Source organism: Xanthobacter aminoxidans (assembly GCF_043193615.1).
GTDB lineage: Bacteria > Pseudomonadota > Alphaproteobacteria > Rhizobiales > Xanthobacteraceae > Xanthobacter > Xanthobacter aminoxidans.
The window spans coordinates 112585-131881 of sequence record NZ_JBAFUS010000002.1; the positions used below are offsets into that span (position 1 = coordinate 112585).

General features: G+C 69.6%; 15 protein-coding genes and 1 other RNA gene. 10 read left to right on the forward strand and 6 right to left on the reverse strand.

All coding sequences use genetic code 11. The features are described from left to right. Positions 1 to 43: 43 nt before the first annotated feature. On the forward strand, positions 44 to 1495 hold the full coding sequence (xseA, locus tag V5F74_RS09515) for an exodeoxyribonuclease VII large subunit (protein ID WP_394007647.1): 1452 nt from the start codon (positions 44 to 46) through the stop codon (positions 1493 to 1495). 75 nt (positions 1496 to 1570) lie between these two features. Further along, complete coding sequence (locus V5F74_RS09520) at positions 1571 to 1795, forward strand: DUF2093 domain-containing protein (RefSeq protein ID WP_024277804.1); 225 nt, start codon at positions 1571 to 1573, stop codon at positions 1793 to 1795. Positions 1796 to 1989: 194 nt separating this feature from the next. Here the strand turns inward: V5F74_RS09520 and V5F74_RS09525 are convergent, their stop codons facing one another. Next, on the reverse strand, positions 1990 to 3330 hold the full coding sequence (locus V5F74_RS09525) for a dihydroorotase (protein ID WP_394007649.1): 1341 nt from the start codon (positions 3328 to 3330) through the stop codon (positions 1990 to 1992). A gap of 77 nt (positions 3331 to 3407) precedes the next feature. Here V5F74_RS09525 and ygfZ point away from each other — a divergent pair, with 77 nt between their 5' ends. From ygfZ to V5F74_RS09555, 6 genes are all read left to right on the forward strand, one after another. Next, entirely contained in the window at positions 3408 to 4286 is an 879-nt protein-coding gene (gene ygfZ / locus V5F74_RS09530; protein WP_394007651.1) for a CAF17-like 4Fe-4S cluster assembly/insertion protein YgfZ, read from the forward strand. A gap of 13 nt (positions 4287 to 4299) precedes the next feature. Continuing rightward, positions 4300 to 4911, forward strand: coding sequence for a DNA-3-methyladenine glycosylase I (locus V5F74_RS09535; protein WP_394007653.1), 612 nt, complete (start codon positions 4300 to 4302; stop codon positions 4909 to 4911). Positions 4912 to 4969: 58 nt separating this feature from the next. Continuing rightward, positions 4970 to 5334, forward strand: a transfer-messenger RNA (tmRNA) gene (ssrA, locus tag V5F74_RS09540). A gap of 137 nt (positions 5335 to 5471) precedes the next feature. Beyond that, entirely contained in the window at positions 5472 to 6044 is a 573-nt protein-coding gene (locus tag V5F74_RS09545) for an SspB family protein (protein ID WP_394007654.1), read from the forward strand. A gap of 17 nt (positions 6045 to 6061) precedes the next feature. After that, entirely contained in the window at positions 6062 to 7327 is a 1266-nt protein-coding gene (locus V5F74_RS09550) for a flavin monoamine oxidase family protein (protein WP_394007656.1), read from the forward strand. Further along, the gene (locus tag V5F74_RS09555) at positions 7324 to 7845 is read left to right on the forward strand and encodes a dihydrofolate reductase (protein WP_394007658.1); all 522 of its coding nucleotides are present in this window, start codon (positions 7324 to 7326) and stop codon (positions 7843 to 7845) included. Before V5F74_RS09550 ends, V5F74_RS09555 begins: the two co-directional genes overlap by 4 nt. Before the next feature lie 9 nt (positions 7846 to 7854). Here V5F74_RS09555 and V5F74_RS09560 read toward each other — a convergent pair whose 3' ends face one another. Then, positions 7855 to 11805, reverse strand: a complete 3951-nt coding sequence (locus V5F74_RS09560) for an AsmA family protein (protein WP_394007660.1) — start codon at positions 11803 to 11805, stop codon at positions 7855 to 7857. A gap of 63 nt (positions 11806 to 11868) precedes the next feature. Next, positions 11869 to 13281, reverse strand: coding sequence for an FAD-binding oxidoreductase (locus V5F74_RS09565; RefSeq protein WP_250168158.1), 1413 nt, complete (start codon positions 13279 to 13281; stop codon positions 11869 to 11871). A gap of 205 nt (positions 13282 to 13486) precedes the next feature. Here V5F74_RS09565 and V5F74_RS09570 point away from each other — a divergent pair, with 205 nt between their 5' ends. Together V5F74_RS09570 and V5F74_RS09575 are read left to right on the forward strand one after the other, a co-directional pair. Continuing rightward, positions 13487 to 13996: a thioesterase family protein gene (locus tag V5F74_RS09570; RefSeq protein WP_024277813.1), complete on the forward strand. Its 510-nt coding sequence runs from the start codon at positions 13487 to 13489 to the stop codon at positions 13994 to 13996. 259 nt (positions 13997 to 14255) lie between these two features. Next, entirely contained in the window at positions 14256 to 14462 is a 207-nt protein-coding gene (locus V5F74_RS09575) for a hypothetical protein (RefSeq protein WP_024277814.1), read from the forward strand. 19 nt (positions 14463 to 14481) lie between these two features. On the opposite strand, the gene V5F74_RS09580 is transcribed toward V5F74_RS09575, so the two are convergent. From V5F74_RS09580 to V5F74_RS09590, 3 genes are all read right to left on the reverse strand, one after another. After that, a complete protein-coding gene (locus V5F74_RS09580) occupies positions 14482 to 15393 on the reverse strand; it encodes a 50S ribosomal protein L11 methyltransferase (protein ID WP_024277815.1) in 912 nt (303 codons plus the stop codon). A gap of 10 nt (positions 15394 to 15403) precedes the next feature. After that, a complete protein-coding gene (locus V5F74_RS09585; protein ID WP_029555178.1) occupies positions 15404 to 16678 on the reverse strand; it encodes a GGDEF domain-containing protein in 1275 nt (424 codons plus the stop codon). Positions 16679 to 16785: 107 nt separating this feature from the next. Further along, positions 16786 to 19278 (reverse strand): ATP-dependent helicase, encoded by a 2493-nt coding sequence (locus V5F74_RS09590; RefSeq protein ID WP_374252337.1) that lies wholly within the window; start codon positions 19276 to 19278, stop codon positions 16786 to 16788. Positions 19279 to 19297: the final 19 nt, after the last annotated feature.

The window sequence follows — 19297 nt, forward strand, 5'->3', positions numbered from 1 at the left end:
TTCCCGTTATGCTGGTACACCACCCGTCCGGGTTCCGATTCGCATGACCGATGATGCCGAAGTCAGGGCCAATGCGCCCGAATGGAGCGTTTCCGAGCTGTCCGCCGCCCTGCGCCGGACGGTGGAGGACGCCTACGGCCACGTTCGGGTGCGAGGCGAAATTTCCGGCTATCGCGGCCCCCATTCCTCCGGTCACGCCTATTTTTCGCTGAAGGATGCCGGCGCGCGGCTCGATGCGGTGATCTGGAAGGGCACCTTCCAGCGCCTGCGCCTCAAGCCCGAGGAGGGGCTGGAGGTGGTGGCGACCGGCAAGCTCACCACCTATCCGGGAAAATCCGGCTACCAGATTGTTATTGAGTCGCTGGAGTTCGCCGGCGCTGGCGCCATCATGGCCATGTTGGACGAGCGCAAGCGCCGCCTCGCCGCCGAAGGCCTGTTCGATCCCGCCCGCAAGCAGGAGCTGCCGTTCCTGCCCAGGGTGATCGGCGTCGTCACCTCGCCCACCGGGGCGGTGATCCGGGACATCCTCCACCGGCTCAACGACCGATTCCCCCGCCGGGTGTTGGTGTGGCCGGTGCGGGTGCAGGGCGAGACCTCGGCCGCCGAGGTGGCCGCCGCCATCCGCGGCTTCAACGATCTGCCCGAGGGCGGCCCCATTCCCCGGCCGGACGTGATCGTGGTGGCGCGGGGCGGAGGTGCGCTGGAGGACCTGCTCGGCTTTTCCGACGAGGCGGTGGTGCGGGCGGCGGCGGAGAGCATGATCCCGCTGGTCTCGGCCGTGGGCCACGAGACCGACGTGACCCTCATCGATTTCGCCGCCGACGTGCGCGCGCCCACCCCCACGGCTGCGGCCGAGATGGTGGTGCCGGTGCGCACCGATCTGATCGCCACGGTGGAAGATCTCGGTGCCCGCCTGATTGCCGCGCCCTTGCGCCTTCTCGACCGGCGCCGAGCCGATCTGCGCGGCCTCGCCCGGCTCCTCCCGGCGGCGGAAACCCTGCTGGCCCAGCCGCGCCAGCGTCTCGACCTCGCCGCCGAGCGGCTGCCGCGCGCCTTGCGGGCCAACGCTTCCGCCCACCGGCTGCAACTGGCGGCGGTGCAGGCGCGCCTCTCGCCGGAGGCGCTGCGCACGCGGCTGGCGCGGGCGGGCGAACGGCTCGAGGTGCTGGACGGGCGCATGCGCCGGGCGCTGGAGGTGCAGAAGGAGCGCCGCACGGCGCGCCTCGCCTCGCTCTCTCAGCTTCTCAAGGTGCTCTCTTATAAAGAGGTGCTGGGCCGCGGCTTCGCGCTGGTGCGGGATGCCGGCGGCCATGCGGTGCGGCGGGCGGCGGACATCGCGGACGGTGCGGCCCTGAACCTGGAATTCGCCGATGGCCGGGTCGCCGTGCACGCCGGGGAGGGGGCTCCGGCACTGGATACGCCCCCTCGGGCGGCGCCGCGCCCCGCCGGCCGCAAGCCAAAGAAGGTAGAAGGGCCGACGCTTTTCGACCCCTGATCGTGCGCCCCTTTCGCGTTGCGGCGCAAAGGGCTATCCTCCCGGCAAACCAGTTTTCGGGACGCTCCCCAGGTGATGAACAGATTCGAACGCTTCCCCGAGCCCCATGGCGAGGCGGAAGTGCGCTACCTCGATGGTGAATTCCGCATCCTGCGGCCCGGCAGCTTTGTGCGCTGCGCCGTGACCGGGCAGACCATCCCGCTCGACGAACTGCGCTACTGGAGCGTCGATCTTCAGGAAGCCTATGCCAGCCCCGAGGCCGTGCTCACCCGCGTGCGCGAGCAGCCCCGGCAGGGGTGAGGGCAGCGCTCTCGCGCCCCGGACGCATGCAGCGAAAGCGGAATGCGAGCCGGGGCCCAGCGCAAGGGCCCGCCGAAGGCGCTTCCTGATCCCACTGTTCTCAGACATTGCCCCGCTGCGCGGAACCCTTGCGCTGGACCCCGGATCAGCACTCCGGCTGCGCCGTCGCTTGTCCGGGGAACGGGGCGCCCGCCTCAGCCCTGCGGCTGAAGCGTCTCCAGGAAGCGGATAGGCTGGCCGGCGGACGGCCCCGTCAGTTCGCCCTCCCACATCACCTTGCGGCCGCGCACGAAGGTGCCCACGGGCCAGCCGGTGACGTCCTTGCCGTCATAGGGCGTCCACTGGGCGCGCGAGGCGATCCAGCTGTTGGTGATGGTGGCGCGGCGCTTCAGGTCCACCACGGTGAAGTCGGCGTCGTAGCCCACCACGATCCGCCCCTTGCCGGCGATGCCGAACAGGCGCGCCGGGCCGGCGCTGGTGAGGTCGATGAAGCGCTCCAGCGTCAGGCGCCCGGCGGCCACGTGATCCAGCATCAGCGGCACCAGCGTCTGCACGCCGGTCATGCCCGAGGGGCTTTCGGGATAGGGCTTGCTCTTTTCTTCCAGCGTGTGCGGCGCGTGGTCGGAGCCGAGCACGTCCACCACCCCGTTGGCGATGGCCGCCCACAGCCCGTCGCGATGGCGCGCCCCGCGCACCGGCGGGTTCATCTGGGCCAGCGTCCCGAGCCGATCGTAGCATTCGGGCGCGGCCATGGTGAGGTGATGGGGCGTCACCTCCACCGAGGCCACGTCGCGCGCGTCGGCGAGGAAATCCATCTCCTCGGCCGAGGTCACGTGCAGCACATGCACCCGCGCGCCGGTCTCGCGGGCGAGGTTCACCAGCCGCCGGGTGGCGGTGAGCGCCGCGATCTCGTCGCGCCACACCGGGTGGGAGGAGGCATCGCCCGGCACGCGCAGGCCCTTGCGCTCCTGCAGGCGTGGCTCGTCCTCGCAATGGAAGGCGGCGCGGCGGCGGATGACCTTCAGGATGTTGCGCACCCCGTCGTCGTCCGGCACCAGCAGCGAGCCGGTGGACGAGCCGATGAACACCTTGATGCCGGCGGCGCCGGGCAGGCGCTCCAGCTCCGGCAGGTCCTTCACATTGTCATGGGTGCCGCCCACATAGAAGGCGAAGTCGCAATGCATGCGGTTCGTGCCGCGGGCGATCTTGTCTTCCAGCGCGGAGGGATTGGTGGTCTGGGGAATGGTGTTCGGCATCTCGAACACGCCGGTCACGCCGCCCATGACGGCGGCGCGGGAGCCGGTCTCCAGGTCTTCCTTCTGCTCCAGCCCCGGCTCGCGGAAATGCACCTGCGTGTCGATGACGCCGGGCAGGATATGAAGGCCGGTGGCGTCCACCACCTCGCCCGCGCTCGCGGCGGAGAGATCACCGATGGCGCGGATGCGCCCGCCCGTGACACCGATGTCGGCAACGGCAATGCCGGCGGGGGTCGCGACCGCGCCGCCCTTGAGCAGCAGATCGAAAGTCACGGGCATGGGACGGGCTCGCTCTTGATGGGGACAGGCTGGCGGCCTTAAATCTGTTTTTTATTTTGCTGACAAGGACGGCCCCCATGCCGCTCATTCATTTGAACGATCGTACCCTCATTCGTGCCGATGGCCCCGATGCGGTGAAGCTCCTGCATTCCGTCATCACCTGCAACGTGAAGACCATGGCGCCGGGAGACGCCCGCTATGGCGGCCTGCTCACCCCGCAGGGCAAGATCATCTCCGATTTCCTGTTCTACGGCCTCGCCGAGGAGAGCTTCCTGTTCGACGTCCCCGCGGAGCGGGCGGAGGATCTCCTCAAGCGGCTGATTTTCCATCGCCTTCGGGCCAAAGTGACGTTCGAGGTGGCGGCCGACCTCGCGGTTGTGGCTGTCTTCGGCGATCACGGCGCCCTGCCGGAAGGCCGGCTCTTCACCGATCCGCGCTTCCCCGGCCTCGGCCAGCGGCTGGTGCTGGAGAAGGCCGTCGCGGACGGGCTTTCGAGCGATCTTGCCACCTATGAGGCGCACCGCATCGCCCTCGGCATCCCCAAGGGCGGCGCCGATTTCACCTATGGCGACACCTTCCCCCACGAGGCCGACATGGACCAGCTCGGCGGCGTGGACTTCAAGAAGGGCTGCTATGTCGGGCAGGAGGTGGTGAGCCGCATGGAGCACCGCTCCACCCCGCGCAACCGGCTGGTGGAGGTCATCTTTCCCACCCCGCTCGCGGTCGGGCAGGAGATCGTGGCGGGCGACAAGAGCGTCGGCCAGCTCACCTCCGTCACCGAGGGGCGGGGCATCGCCACCGTCCGCCTCGACCGCGCCACCGATGCCCGCGCCGAGGGCGTGCCGCTGACGGCCGGGGCGGTGGAGGTGGAATTGCGCAAGCCCGAATGGGCGACCTTCCCGCTGGACTGGGAAAAGAAGGTCAGCGCGCTGGACGCCAAATTCAAAGCCACCTGAGGAGCCCAAGAGAATGGACGATGCCGCGCCGAAACCCGTGCGCCAGCCCTTGATCGCGCATGCGGACGGCCATGCCCGCTGCTTCTGGTGCGGCACCGATCCCTTCTACATGGCCTATCACGACGATGAATGGGGCGTGCCCGAGCGCGACAGCCGCGCCCTGTTCGAGAAGCTGCTGCTGGACGGCTTCCAGGCCGGCCTCTCCTGGATCACCATCCTGCGCAAGCGGGAGAATTTCCGCCGCGCCTTTGACGGCTTCGAGCCGGAGATCATCGCCCGCTACGACGCCGCCAAGGTGGAGGCGTTGATGCAGGATGCCGGCATCGTGCGCAACCGGGCGAAGGTGGAGGGCGCGGTGCTCTCCGCCCGCGGCTATCTCGATCTGCGCGACAAGGGGATCGCGTTCACAGATTTCATGTGGGATGCGGTGGACGGCGAGACCAAGGTGAACCGCCCCCGCCGCATCGCCGACGTGCCCGCCGAGACGGCCGAATCGAAGGCCCTGTCCAAGCGGCTCAAGGCGGCGGGCTTCAAGTTCGTCGGTCCCACCATCGTCTATGCCGCCATGCAGGCGTGCGGCCTCGTGGACGACCATCTGGAAGGCTGCCACTGCGCCAAAGCGTGAGGCTTGAAGGGGGGTGGCCGCGCGGAACCGGGGACAGGGTGGCACATTTCGCCCCGCGCCCCTTTCATCGGCGGACGGCGGCGCCTATATTCACCGGGCCGGCGCAAGTCGGCTATGGCGATAAATCGGTGTTGGAATAAGCCTTTCGGACCCGGGGGCGGTACCCGGCGCCTCCACCAAAGCCCGTTTTTCCCTTGGGAAAGTCGGGCTCCGGCGGGGGCGAAATAGGATCGACGAGGGTGTAAAGAGCATTCTTTCGCTCGGCATTGTACCGCCGTTATCGGGCTAAACTTATAGTTGCCAACGACAACTATGCTCCGGTTGCTCTGGCCGCGTGAGCGGTTTGACGATCGAAATCAAAGTCCTACCGGGTAGCACTGGATAGGCGGGGTTCGGAGGCACCTGGCAACAGAAGCCTCCACTTCCCTCCCGACCGGCCGAAGGGGGGAAGCGCGCTCCTTCGTTCGTCCTTTCGGCCGCGGCGCCACCTGTTCACGGTGCCGCCCGGAAGGTCTCCGGAGCCTGGCTCGTCATCAGGCCGGAGGGACTTAAGCGGGCTCATGACGGTCGATCACATCCGCTACGATCTTCTCGCACAGGAAGCCCTGCGCTCCGTGGTGCGCCGTGTGCTCACGGACGTGGCCAAGACCGGCCTGCCGGGCGACCACCATTTCTTCATCTCCTTCGACACCCGCGCCCCCGGCGTCCGGCTTTCCCAGCGCATGCTGGAGAAATATCCGGAGGAGATGACCATCGTGCTCCAGCACCAGTTCTGGGACCTGATCGTCACCGAGACCTCGTTCGAGGTCGGCCTCTCCTTCGGCGGCATTCCCGAGCGCCTGCTGGTGCCCTTCACCGCCCTCAAGGGCTTCTTCGACCCGGCCGTGAAGTTCGGCCTCCAGTTCGAGACCCTCACCGCCGATGCGGACGGGGAAGAGACGGACGACGCCCCGCTGGAGACGCCCGTCTCGGCCAATGGCGCGGTCTCCAATGCGCCGACCCCGCTCAAGCCCGCGCCCGGCGCCGCCTCCGAACCGGCGCTGGCCAGTGCGGCGTCCACCGCCGAGGGGGCGGAAAAGCCCGCCGGCGGTGCGCAGGTGGTGCAGCTCGACGTCTTCCGCAACAAGAAGTAGCCGGCCGGACCCCGCCGGTGACCGCCGAGACCGATGTGGTCGTGATCGGGGCCGGCGCCGCCGGCCTTGCGGCCGGAGTGCGGCTGAAAGCGGCGGGTGTCCCCTTCGAGATCATCGAGGCCGCCCCCGTCGCCGGCGGCCGGGCGGCGACCGACACCACCACCCTCGGCGTGCCCTTCGACCTCGGCTGCCACTGGCTGCACGACGCGCGGGCCAATCCCTTCACCACCCTCGCCGATGCCCACGGCTTCCGTGTCGGCCGCAGCGCCGTGCCGCGCCGGCGCCTCCTTCTCGGCGACCGCTTCTCCACTGACGCGGAAAAGGATGCCGCCGATGCGGAGGTGGACGCCGTCTTCGACGCCATTCACGCCGCCGGCCGGGCCGGCCGCGACGTCTCCGCCGCCGCGGTGATCGCGCAGCGGGGTGCCGGGCGCTATGACGTCCTCGCCCGGCACTGGCTGGAGCTGATGTCGGCCGCCGGGCCGGCGGACATTTCCGCCGTGGATTTCGCGCTCTATCGCGACACGGACGACAACTGGCCGGTGCTCGACGGCTATGGCGCGCTGGTGCTGGCGGTGGCGGGCGGTCTGAAGGTGACGCTCGGCTGTCCGGTGCCGCGCATCGATCGCAGGGGCCGGCACCTCTCCATCGAGACGGAGCGGGGCGCCATCGCCTGCCGCGCGGTGGTGGTCACGGTGTCCACGGCAGTGATCGCCGCCGGCCGCCTCGCCTTCGATCCCGCCTTGCCGCCGGACCTCGCGGAGGCGTTCGCCGCTGTGCCGCTCGGCTTCGCCGAGAAGGTGGCGCTGCTGTTCGACCGGGACGTGTTCGGCGTGCCGGAGCGCACCGGCCTCGATGCGGTGGACCCGGCCCATCCCGGGCGAGCCGGCGCCTCGGTCATGCTGCGGCCGGGTGGCGCGCCGGCGGCTCTCGTCCATGTGGCCGGACCGGAAGCGCAGGCGATGGCGGGCGAGGGGCCGGATGCGCTGGCCGACTTCGCCGTCGGTGTGTTGGTGTCCGCCTTCGGGGAGGATGTGCGGCGCCATGTGGTGCGTCGCCTGACAACCGACTGGGCCGGAATGCCCTTCATCGGCGGCGCCTATTCCTGCGCGCTGCCGGGCAAGGCGCATCTGCGCGCCAGGCTTCATGAACCGTTCGATTCGCGCATCGTCTTCGCAGGGGAGGCGCTAGGCGGCCCCGCCTTCTCCACCTGCCACGGCGCGCACATCTCCGGCATCGCAGCCGCCGAGACCGCCCTCGCCCAATTGGAGAACGCCGCATGAGCGCGACCCGTCATCCTCTCGCGCTGGTGGTCGCGGTGTCGCGCAACGGCGTCATCGGCGTCGGCGGTGGCCTGCCGTGGCGCCTGCCCTCGGACCTGAAGCGCTTCCGCGCCATCACCTGGGGCAAGCCGATCCTGATGGGGCGGCGCACCTTCGAGTCCATCGGCAAGCCGCTGCCGGGGCGCACGTCCGTGGTGGTGAGCACCGATCCGGCCTTCTCTCCGCCCGAGGGTGTGCTGAAGGGGGCCTCGATGGCTGAAGGTCTCGCGCTGGCGGATGATGCGGCGGACGCCATGGGTGCGGACGCCATCATGGTCATTGGCGGCGAACGCGTGTTTCGCGAGACGCTCCCCATGTCCCGCTGGCTGCACCTCACCGAGGTGGATGCCGCCCCCGAAGGCGATGTCCTTTTCCCGGCCTTTGATCGCAGCCAATGGCGGGAGACCGGCCGCGAGGGGCCGATCCGTGGCGAGAAGGACGAAGCCGCCTTTACCTATGTAACGCTCGAACGGGCCTGATCGGTCCGCTCAGCGCGCGCCCACCAGACCGGGCGGGCGCGGCAGGTCGCCGAAGCCGGAGGTGGGCGGCAACTGGCCGTCCGTGGGCGCCGGCACGCTGAAGCGCGGCGGGGGCGGCGGCTCGACGCGGTCGGTGCGGCGCGGTGCGGGGGGCTGCGTCTGGCGCACCACCGGCTGATGGCGAGGCTCGCCCGTGGGCTCGGGCGTGGCGTGGCTTTCCAGCTGGCGCTCGGGTTCGGCGCGGGCCGGCGCGGCCTGATGGGTCTGGCGGGACTGGACCTCGCCCGGCGTCGCGGTGCCGGCGGTGCCGGAGGCGGTGGGCACGCCGAAGCCTGACGTGGGCACATCCCGCCGCTCGATCTCCTGATTGCGATCCACCGCGCGCGGCACCGGCACCGGAGCTGGCTGGGGCGCGGGCGGAGCTATGGCCACAGGGGCTGGCGCGGGCGCCGGAGCAGGGGCTGCCGGTTGAGCAGGCGTCGCTGCCGCCGGAGGGATGACGGCAGGTTTCGCCGCAGGCGTCACCGGGGCGACCACTGCCGGGGCAGGGGCGGGAACGACCGGAGCAGGAATAACCGGCGCCGGGGTCACGGACACAGGCGCGACGGGCGCCGGAGCTGCCGGCGCGGTGGCCGGCTCGGGGGCCGGCGTGCCGCCGCGCTGGCGGTCCTCCAGACGGCGGGTCTCGCGCTCGATGGCCCGCATGGCGATGACGCTGGTCGCGGCCGCCGCGCTCACCCGCCGCTCGGGCGAAGTCACCGGCCCGCGCCAGGAGATGGCGCCGCCGGGCACGCCGCCGGCACTCTCGGCACCTTCAAGGTCCATGCCCGCATCAAGCAGAAGCCGCGACAGGTCGAGGCTGCCGGAAAGGCCGACGCGCACAGTGTCCGCCGTGGTGCGGGCGGGGGAAAGGCGGGCGACGCCGTTCACCACGCCCAGCGTCGTTTCCACGAAGGCGAGCTTGAGCGGCCCCTTGGCCAGCGCGCGATCCAGCATCTGCGCGGTGCGGCGCTCATCAGGCGGCGGCGAAAGGGGGGCGGCCTCGGCCAGAACCGCGTCGAGGGCGGCAGGGCTGGCATTCTCGATCACGAGGTCGCGCACGCCGAGGGTGCCCTGCCCGGAGAGGCTCTGCACGATGGTCTGCACACTGCGGCCCGAGCCGCCGAGATCGAGCAGCAGGTTCACGCGTCCCTTGGGCGGGGTGCGGGCGCCGGTCGGGGCGATGAGGGCGCTTGCGTCCACCTGCTCCAGCACGAGGCGGCCGTCGGCCTGGAGGAGATCGTTCTGCCGCTTCAGCCGGAGCGAGGCGGCGACCCGCCCGCCGCCGAGGCTGCCGGAGAGGTCGCGCAGGTCGAAATCCGTGCCGTCGCTGACGAGCACGACGCGGCCCTTGTCCAGCGCATAGGGGCCGAGCGCGGCGATGCGGCCGGCGGAAAGCTCCAGATTGAGGCCGATACCGCCCGCCGCCGCCGGGGCGAGCCGGGCGGTGTTCCACAGGCCGGCCGGCCCGCTCTCCGCCCCGGCACGGGCGGCGAACATGCCGAGGATGCGCGGGACCGAGAGGGTATCGAAGGCCAGCTTGCCGGAGAGGCGCGGCACCGCGCCGGGCTCGAACTCCACGCTGCCGGAGACGGGCGCCGCCGCCAGCGAGCCGGTCAGCTCGCCCAGACGCCACGCGCCGGCCCGGCGGGAAAGGGTGAAGGCGAGGGCGGTGGGCACCGGCCCTTCCACGGCGGCGGAGGCCTGCGGCAGCAGCCGGCCGAGGTCGGCGCCATCGAGGCGCATGGTGAGATTGGGCTCGATGCTGCCGCCGGACAGGCGGGCCGTGCCCTGCGCCTGCGCCGTGAGGTCGGCGACCGTGATGCGGCCGCGCACCTGCGCCTCGTCCTGCGTCAGCGGATCGACGGAGAGTTCCACCCGGGCCGGGCCGAGCCTTTGTCCGAGCCCGTCCACGCCGAGGGCGGCGAGCGCGCGCCCTCCATCCGTCGCGTCTGCCTTCAGGGCGATGCGCAGCGGCACGCCGGCGGTGGTGCGGGCGAACGCGACATCGCCGGAGATCTGCCCGAGGGTGCCGGCGATGGTGACATTGCGCCCGCCGGCCTCGGCCCAGACCACGGTGCTGTTGAGCTTCACCGGGGAGGCGATGGGCAGGAGGTTGCCGATGACCTGCGCCGTCTCTTCGCCGGCCAGAAGCCGCGCCACGGGCACGAGCCCGTCGGCCCTGGCGCCGGAGGCGGTGATGTTGAATTCGCCGCGTGGGGTGGTGGAGAAATTCTCCATGCGCCCGGCGCCCTCGACGCGCAGACCGGCGAAATCGTCCATCACCAGGCGGCCGAGGCGCCAGTTGCCACCGGTGGCGGAGCCTTCGAGGTTCAGGCCGCGCAGCGGCAGGCCGGACAGGGTGAGGTTGCGCCCGTCGATGGCCACCTGCCCGTCCGCTCCCCCACCCACGGCGGCGGAGGCGGTCTGCACGGCGGCGATCAGCGGGTCGAGGTCGAAGCCGTCTAGCGACAGGCGCAAGTCGAGCTTGGGCGGTGCGTTGTCCGGCAGCGCGGCCGAGGCCGAGCCGCGCACCCGGCTGGCGGCGAAGGTGGCGTCCAGCATGTCCACCGCGATGCGCGACGGGCCGGCGGTGACGCGGCCGGAGATGCGCACCGGCCCCTTGGCCGCCGCCACATAATCGCGCGGCGCGGTGGGGGCGGCCCAGCGCAGGAAAACGGCCGGGTCATCGGCGGAGAAGGAGACGTTGCCGTCGAAGCCGCCGCCGCCATTGGCGCGGGTCGGCATGCCGGAGAGGCGGAGCGACGCCTTGCCGGGCAGCTGCGCCTCGGCGCTGTCCACCCGCCAGCCGGCGGTGGAGCCGGAGATGTCGGCCCGCACGTCGCGCACCATGGTGCCACCGAGCACCAGCTGCTCCACGGAAAGGCCGATGCGCGAGGCGATGTCCGGCGCCGGAAGGGCCGCGACGCCGCCGAGGAAGCGGGCAAGCGAGGCGGCCGGGCTGCCGCTGCCGGCGTCCGCATCCTTGGTGCCGGTGGCGGCGCGCACGGCATCGATGTCGAGGCTGCGGGCATTCAGCACCGCATCAAGGCCGATGGCGCGGCCGAGGGCGAGGCGGGCCGAGCCGGTGAGCTGCGCCGGGGTGGCCGAGCCGCCCAGCGCGAGGTCGAGGCTTTCCGCCAGCACCGCTTCCGGGCTCGCCTTCAGCGTGCCGGAGAGCTGCCAGGCTTCCGCCCCGTCGCCATGGCGGGAAAGGGTGGCGCGGCCGTCGAAACGCGGCTTGGCGCCGGCCACGTTGAGGCTGCCGTCGAGATCGAGGGCAAACGGGCGGGTGCGCCCGTCCAGCACGATACGCAGCTTGCCGGCGCCGTCATCGCCGATCTTGCCGAGGGTGGAGCGCACGGCGAACCGCGCCGCGCCGGCCTGCACCTCGCCATCCAGCCGGAACGGGCCGGAGAGGGAGCGCGCCTCACCCTTGAGGTCGACGTCATCGATGCTGACGCGGTGGTCCGAGGCGCGGTCGAGCAGATCGAGGCTGCCGTCCTCCACCTCCAGCCGGGCGATGGAGAGTTCCGCCGCCCGTCCGGAGCCGGTGGGCATGGCGACGCGGCCGGCGCTGTCCAGCACCACGCGGATCTGCGGCTTGCGCAGGGTGACGCCGGTGGCCTGGATGTCGCCACGCATCAGGGCGCCAAGGGAAAGCTCGGCGGTGAGTTCCTTCACCGTGCCACCGGTGGACACCACGTCGCCGAGGGTCACGTCGCGCAGCACGATGCGGGGGGCGGGCAGGATCTCGGCGTCGATGGAGCCGCGGATGACCACGGGCAGGCCCAGCGTGCGGCCCATCTCGGTCTCGAACGTGCCGCGCCACTGGTTCCAGTCCACCACGAACGGCGCGGCGAAGGCCGCGCTGATGGCGAGGACTATGGCCGAGGCGAGGCTGATGAGAATGCCCTGCACACGCGTCTCCCGATGAGGCCCCGATCGTAAAGGGACGCTTAACCCTATGCGCAGGGATTGCGATCAGATCGCGACGATCTTTCCCGGATTCATGATGTTTTTGGGGTCGAGCGCCCGCTTGATCGCGCGCATGGCCTCCAGCGCCGCGGCGCCGTGCTCGCCCTCCATGTATTTCATCTTGCCCTGGCCGACGCCGTGCTCGCCGGTGGAGGTGCCACCCATGGCCAGCGCCCGTTCCACCAGCCGCTTCATATAGTGCTTGGCCTTGGCGAGATCTTCCGGGTCGTCCACGTTCACCATCAGCGTGGTGTGGAAATTGCCGTCACCCACATGGCCGACGATGGGGGCGATGAGGCCCATCTCCACGATGTCGCGCTTGGTCTCCATCACGCATTCGGCGAGGCTGGAGATGGGCACGCACACGTCTGTGGCCACCGCCTTCGCGCCCGGCCGCATGGGAAGGACCGACCAATAGGCGTCGTGCCGCGCCTGCCAGAGCCTGGTGCGCTCCTCCGGCTTCACCGCGAACACCGAGGGGCCGCCGCCATATTCCGCCGCCAGCTCGCCGAAGCGATCCGCCTGCTCGTGGACGCTCGCCTCGGTGCCGTGGAATTCGAGGAAGAGGGTGGGGGTCTCGGCCAGCGTGAGCTTGGCGTAGGCGTTGGAGGCCTTCACCTGCTCCTCGTCCAGAAGCTCGATCCGCGCCACCGGGATGCCGCTCTGGATGGTGGCGATCACCGTGTTGCAGGCGGCCTCGATGCTGGGAAAGGGGCAGACGGCGGCGGAAACCGCCTCCGGGATGCCGTAGAGCTTCAGCGTGATCTCGGTGACGATGCCGAGCGTGCCCTCGGCGCCCACATAAAGGCGGGTGAGGTCGTAGCCGGCGGAGGATTTGCGCGCGCGGGTGGCGGTGGTGAGGATTTCGCCGGTGGGCGTCACCACCTTCAGGGACAGCACGTTGTCCTTCATGGTGCCGTAACGCACCGCATTGGTGCCCGAGCAGCGGGTGGAGACCATGCCGCCGAGCGATGCATCGGCGCCGGGATCGAGCGGGAAGAACAGGCCTTGGTCGCGCAGTTCCTCGTTGAGCCGCTTGCGGGTGACGCCGGGTTCGATCACGCAGTCGAGGTCAGCTGTGTTCACGGCCAGGATGCGGTTCATGCGCGAGAGGTCGATGCAGATGCCGCCGAAGGGGGCGTTCACATGGCCCTCCAGCGAGGTGCCCGCGCCCCACGCGATCACCGGCACCGACAGCTCGTCGCAGACGCGGACCACGGCCTGCACATCTTCCGTGCATTCAGCGAAAACAACGGCGTCCGCGGGCTCGTTGGGCAGGTAGGTCGTCACGTTCGCGTGCTGTTCCCGCACCGAGCGATTCGTAACGACCTTGTGATCCAGTGCGGCCTGCAGGCGCTGCACCGCCTGGGCGATGCGATCGGGCATTGCACTGTCGGATTTCGCGGCTGCGGCAACCATTTACAAATCCTTAACCTTTGTCTGCGTCAGGCGAGCGGCGCCCGGATGACGCGAAAGTGGATTGAACCGTTTTAGGAACAGTTTCGACTTGACAGTGACTTTTATGATTCTGTCCGGGGCGCGATTTCAGGGTGACGGATGCCTCCTAGCACGGCACAGTGCTTCCACAAGCGGCAAAATCTGCAACCAGCGAAGCGAGGCGGCCATGCTCGACCGAATCGACTTTGAACCCGTGTTCTTTGCCCCGTTCGTGTCCTCCTCCATGAAGGTGGAGACCAACTGGATCGATTATAACGGCCACCTCAACGTGGCCTATTACACGCTCATCTTCGACCGGGCGCTCGACGAGGCGCTCGGCCTGCTCGGGCTGGGACCGTCCTACGCCCGGGCGCGTCGCGCCTCTTTCTTTACCGGCGAATCCCACATCCGCTACGAACGCGAACTGGCGCCAGAATCGCCGGTGCGCGTGACCATGCGGCTGCTCGACTATGACGAGAAGAGGCTGCACCTCTTCCAGTCGCTGCATCATGCCACCGATGGCTGGGTGTCCGCCACGTCGGAGCAGATCACGCTCCATGTGGATCTCGGCTCGCGGCGCGTGGTGCCGTTCCCGGATGACGTGCTCGAGCGGATCGCCACCATGCGCGCCGCCCATGCCGGCCTGCCGCCGCTGAACGGCGTGGGCCGCAAGGTGTCCATGCCGTCGCGCTCCTGAGGCGCGATTTTCGAGGCCGCCATGGTCCTTGCGTCCATCGCGGTTCTCGCGGCGCAGTGCGCCGATGGCGGCTGAGGCGATCGCGCCCGGCCGCCTTTCTCTTTTGGGGGCATGGTCGGTGAACTGCCTAATCGGCAACCATGCCTTTACCGTGCGCTCCGCGCAGATCTGGCATGCCAAGCCCGTAGTTCTGGTGCGCTGCACAGAGGCATATATTGCACTGCGATAAAGCCCCGTAGGGCCAGTGCAGGAGGCCTCCATGAGCGCCGTTACCTTTTCTCCCGACACCCTTTCCCGTGACACCCGCGCTGCCGCCCCCAAGGCTGGCAAGGCTGCGGCCGGCAAGACCGCCGGCAAGGGCTTCTTTGCCCGCCTGATGGGCGCCATCATCGCCGCCCGCATGGAACAGGCCGAGCGCGAGCTGTCCCGCTACGTGCAGCTCAACGGGCGTGACCCGCTGAACTGACACGCTTTATGTAAGCCCCTCATCCGCGCGGCCGATCCGACCGCGCGGCGAGGGTCAGGGTGGCCCAGCCCTCGATATGCCGCTGGTTGACGAGGTGCAGCCCCTGCGCGCGATAGGCCGCCAGAGCGGCCGGAACCTGCGCGGTGAGCAATCCCGACAGGACGATGCGTCCTCCCGGCGCCAGCAGGGAGGCGAGCGGGCGCGCCAGCCGTTTCAGCGGCGGCAGCAGGATGTTGGCCAGAATCAAATCGTAGGGTCCGTGGATGCGGATCGCCCGCGCCCCGGCGCCGGCCGCATGGACCATGCGCACCCCCGGCGCCTTGTTGGCCGCCGCATTCGCTCTCGCCGTGCGCACGGCGATGATGTCGATATCGCTTCCCACGATCTCGGTGTGAAACAGCCGCTCGGCCGCGATGGCGAGCACGCCCGTGCCCGTGCCCACGTCCAGCACGCGCTGCGGGCGTCCCTTGCGCGCGGCGTTGACGATGGCGTGCAGGCAGCCCTGCGTGGTGCCGTGGTGGCCGGTGCCGAAGGCCAGCGCGGCCTCGATCTCGATGCCGATGCGGTTCGGCCCCACCCGGCCGCGATCATGGGAGCCATGGACCACCACCGGGCCGACGGCCACCGGGGCGAGGCCTTCCAGGCTCGCGGCCACCCAATCCTTCTGCTCGATCTCGCCGAACGTGACGGCGGCGGCCATCTCCGGGCCGGCCGCGATCTCCACCAGTTCGAGCAGCATCTCCGGATCGAAGGCGGAGCCCGCATAGACCTCCACCACCCAGTCGTCGTCCGTCCGCTCGAAATTGGCCACCGCCACCTCTGCGGGGTCGAATGTTTCCGAGATCAGGTCGGCGATGCGCTGCGCCTGCCGGCGGGGCGCCTCGACCCGCATCACATGGGTGGCGTCGTTGGGGGGGAGGCCTTCGAGCATGGGGAAAACGTCATCCGTTGTCGCTGTGGCCGCCGTCGCCTGTCGCTCCCGTCACGCGGTTGCGCCCGGCGGCCTTGGCCGCGTAGAGGCGCTTGTCGGCCGCTTCGAGCAGTGCCGTCAAGGTCTGGCCGTCCTCCGGCAGCGTGGCGACGCCGATGGAAAGGGTCTGCTGCCGCACCCCGTCGGGCAGCGTCAGCCCCGTCACGCTTTCGTTGAGCATCCGGGCCAGGGCCACCGCCGCGACGTGGGACACGCCCGGCGCCAGCACGGCGAATTCGTCGCCGCCATAGCGCACCACATGGTCCGACTGCCGAAGGCTCTCGGAGATGGCGCCCGCCAGCTGCCGCAGCACCGCGTCGCCGGTGGCATGGCCGTGGAGATCGTTGACCTCCTTGTAGTCGTCCACATCCACCAGCAGCAGGCTCATGGGCCGGCCGGTCTTGCGGGCGATGGCCACGAGATCGCGGCCCAGCGGCTCCAGCTGGCCGCGGTGGAGGACGCCGGTGAGCGGATCGAGCCGGGACGTCACTTCCAGCTGCTCGTAGCGCTGGCGGTAGGTGAGGGTGTCGAACACGTCGGCGATGCGCGGGCGCAGCGGATCGCCGGCCATCTCGAAGCGGTCGAGATAGAGCGCGAGCATCAGGGCATAGAAGCCCGCCGCCATCAGCTTGCCGACCCAGCCGCCGATGCCCGCCGACAGCGGCACGTCGAGCGCGAAATGCAGCACGCCGAAAAAGCCGACCTGATCGAAGGTGAGCACCAGCGCCAGCGTCGCCCAGATGACTGTCACCGGATACCGCTTTGCCCGCGACGACAGGCGCTCGTAGACAAGGATCATGGCAATGGAATCGATGAAGAGCAGCAGCGTGCTCCACACCGCCAGCGCGCCCAGCTGGTCCATGAACGTGATGTCCGCCGGCGCGCCGGGAGCCGGCACCACGTTGTGCTGGCGCAGCAGGAAGACGAGCGCCAGCAGCACCAGATTGCCGAGGAACAGCCCATAGATGGGCTGGCGCGCCACCAGCGCGTCCTCGCGAATGTACACGAGCAGCAGAAGTGCCAGTTTTCCGGAAAATAATACCACGGAGCCGGGCGAGAGCGAGACGCCGAACGGCAATTGTACGTAATAGGCGGCGGCGAGATACGTCTCCATGAAATGGAGCGAGCCCAGCGCGCAGAAGAACACGCCGATACCCAGCGTTCCGCGCAGGCGGAACAGCGCGAGCATGGCGCCGAAATACACCAGCATTTCGGCGCCGAGCAGGAGGATGTTGAGTGCGATCATCGATCTGAAATCTGCGGCGCGGGCGACGCTAGGGGAAGATCAGGGCGAAGATGAGGGGCCGCCCCGACGGACCGACACGCCACCTCTCGTCGCCCGCAAATATTGCGTCAGGCCTTTTCGACGAAGGTATCCACCACCCGCTTCTCGCCCGCCTTGTCGAACTGCACGGTCAGCTTGTTGCCGTCGATGCCCGTGATTTCGCCATATCCGAACTTGATGTGGAACACCCGCTCGCCCCGCTTGAAGGCGGAGGAGGGGGCGGAAGACGAGGCCACCAGCGTGCCCTCGATCACCATCGGTCCGCGCCGCGCCGAAGCACCGGCATCGTAGCGCCCGCCGCGCTCGGAGAAGCCACCCCGTCCGCCGCCGCTCCCGCCGCTGTCCGTGCGGCCACGCTGGGTCTGGGCCCGCTGCCAGCCGGGCGTGGAATAGGAGGAGGCGGCGAAGGGCTCGGCCCGGTCGAACCGGCTCTGGCCATAGCTGCCGCCCCCGCCGTAGGAAGAGCCGCCCCACCCCATGCCGCCGCGACTTTCTTCCACCTGCACATGGGCGTCGGGCAGTTCGTCAAGGAAGCGGGAGGGCACCGTGGAATTCCACATGCCGTGGATGCGCCGATTGGAGGCGAACCAGATGCGGGCCGAGGCGCGGGCGCGGGTGATGCCCACGTAGGCGAGCCGCCGCTCCTCCTCGAGGCCAGCCTTGCCCTGATCGTCCAGCGCGCGCTGGTGGGGGAACAGGCCTTCTTCCCAGCCGGGCAGGAAGACGGTGTCGAATTCCAGCCCCTTGGCGGAATGCAGCGTCATCACCTGCACCGCATCCTCGCCGGCGCCGTTGTCCACGTCCATCACCAGGGAGATGTGCTCGAGGAAGCCGGAGAGGTTCTCGAAGGGCTCCATGGAGCGCACGAGTTCCTTGAGGTTTTCCAGCCGCCCGGCGGCCTCGGCGGAGCGGTCCTTCTGCCACATCTCGGTATAGCCGCTCTCGTCGAGGACGATCTCGGCGATCTCGGTGTGGGACATGACACGCGCCTGCTCGCGCCAGCGCTCGAACGCCTGGATGAGCCCACGCAGGGTGCCGCGCACCTTTGGCTTCAGCTCCTCGCTCTCGGTCAGCACGCGCGCGGCTTCCTGCAGCGGCACGCCGGCGGCGCGGGCGACATCATGAATCTGCTTCACCGTGGCATCGCCGATGCCGCGCTTGGGCACGTTGACGATGCGCTCGAAGGCGAGATCGTCGGCGGTCGAGTTCACGCAGCGCAGATAGGCCAGCGCATCGCGGATTTCCGCCCGCTCGTAGAAGCGCGGGCCGCCGATGACGCGGTAGGGCATGCCGAGCGTGACGAAACGGTCTTCGAACTCGCGCATCTGGAAGGAGGCGCGGACCAGGATGGCGATCTCGGACAGGCGATGCCCGGCGCGTTGCAGCGCCTCGATCTCCTCGCCGACGGCGCGGGCCTCCTCGCCGGAATCCCACGCTCCGGTGACGCTGACGCGCTCGCCCTCGTCGCCCTCGGAGAACAGGGTCTTGCCGAGCCGTCCCTCATTATGGGCGATGAGATGGGCGGCGGAGGCCAGGATGTGGCCGGTGGAGCGATAGTTGCGCTCCAGCCGGATGACCTTGGCGCCGGGAAAATCGCTCTCGAACCGGAGGATGTTGTCCACCTCGGCGCCGCGCCAGCCGTAGATGGACTGGTCGTCGTCGCCGACGCAGCAGACATTCTTCGAGCCTTGGGCCAGCAGGCGCAGCCACAGATACTGGGCGACGTTGGTGTCCTGGTACTCATCCACCAGCAGGTATTTGAACCGGCGGTGGTATTCGGCGAGCACGTCCGGATTCTCCCGGAACAGGCGGATGCCTTCCAGCAGCAGGTCGCCGAAATCCACCGCGTTAAGCGCCTTCAGCCGGTCCTGATAGGCCGCATAGAGCATGCCGCCCTTGCCGTTGGCGAAGACCGCGCCCTCTCCGGGCGGCACGTCCTTCGGGGACAGGCCGCGGTTCTTCCAGCCGTCGATGGTGGAGGCGAGCAGCCGCGCCGGCCAGCGCTTCTCGTCGATGTTCTCGGCGGCGAGGAGCTGCTTGAGCAGGCGGATCTGGTCGTCCGTGTCTAGGATGGTGAAGCCGCTCTTCAGCCCCACAAGCTCGTGGTGGCGCCGGAGGATGCGCACACCGATGGAATGGAAGGTGCCGAGCCAGGGCATCCCCTCGATCTGGTCGCCGACCATGCCGTGGATGCGGTCCTTCATCTCCCGCGCCGCCTTGTTGGTGAAGGTCACCACGAGGATCTGCGAGGGGAAGGCGCGACCGGAGGCGAGGATATGGGCGACGCGGGCGGTGAGCACGCGCGTCTTGCCCGTGCCTGCGCCGGCGAGCACCAGGAGCGGACCGTCGAGCGTTTCCACCGCCTCGCGCTGCTCGGGATTGAGGCCGGCAAGGTAGGAGGCCTGCGGCCCGGCGGGCGCTATGGCGGCGCGTGCCCGCGCGGCGATGCCGCCGGGCTTCAGGCCGGGAAGCTCTGGCACTCCACCGGGCTCGTGGCCCGGACGGCGCGGGGATTCAGGCGGTCTCAATGCAAAAGGTCTCGGTGCGCGTGATTCGCTCAAGGGAACAAAATGGCATCGC